Raw genomic sequence first — 258 nt, 5'->3', positions numbered from 1 at the left:
CCTGAATGCTCCTGCCCGGGAACAAACATGGGGATTTGCCGTCTTTGAAACAAATTGACGGAGATTCCGAATGACTTCACCCAGGCTTCAGGGAAAGAACGCGATCATTACAGGGGCTGGAAGTGGGATTGGCGCACAGATAGCTCTGGCCTTCGCCAAGGAAGGAGCTCGCGTCTGTGTGGCAGACGTCAACGCATATAGCGCCGACGCAGTTGCACAAGAGATTAGATCTGTCGGGGGGACAGCGATTGGGATCCG

The 258-nt window shown here is 55.0% G+C and carries 1 protein-coding gene; it reads left to right on the top strand.

Going from position 1 to position 258, the window contains the following annotated elements:
* Positions 1-70: 70 nt before the first annotated feature.
* On the top strand, positions 71-258 hold a 188-nt coding region (locus ACTFO6_RS19080; protein ID WP_439935912.1), incomplete at its 3' end, for an SDR family NAD(P)-dependent oxidoreductase.

Origin of the sequence: Pelomicrobium sp. G1 (genome assembly GCF_051905455.1) — a bacterium.
Classification (GTDB): Bacteria; Pseudomonadota; Gammaproteobacteria; order Burkholderiales; family UBA6910; genus Pelomicrobium.
Note: the sequence above shows the minus strand (reverse complement) of the source record. Positions and strands in the feature narration are given on the sequence as shown.